The organism is Bacillus sp. GbtcB10 (assembly GCF_019091365.1).
GTDB classification, from domain to species: Bacteria; Bacillota; Bacilli; order Bacillales; family Bacillaceae; genus Bacillus; species Bacillus altitudinis.
The window spans coordinates 1-268 of sequence record NZ_JAGXJP010000169.1 but is presented as its reverse complement, the minus strand read 5'-3'; the positions used below and the strand labels follow the sequence as shown (position 1 = coordinate 268).

The following is a 268-nucleotide window of genomic DNA, read 5'->3' as shown; positions in this document are numbered from 1 at the left end:
CATCCTTCGCTTCACTTCCGGAGTGCCGGCTGCGCCGCCTGAAGAGCCAGCGCTCTTCAGGCTCGGTGCCAAGCTTGCCCATGCGGCTCTCTATATCTTGTTGATCGCGATGCCGTTTACCGGAATTGGCGCCTATTATTTCGGGAACGGACAAGCGGGCGGGGTCCATGCCGACGTTCTGAAGGTTCTTCTCTGGATCGTCATCGTCGCCCACGTTCTCGGCGCGCTGGCCCATCAGTTCTACTGGAAGACCAACGTGTTGCGCAGG

1 protein-coding gene is annotated in these 268 nt (G+C 59.7%); it reads left to right on the top strand.

Annotated elements, in window-relative coordinates; genetic code table 11:
• The coding region (locus KVT11_RS20000; protein WP_217609163.1) for a cytochrome b at window positions 1–268 on the top strand (268 nt) is incomplete at both ends.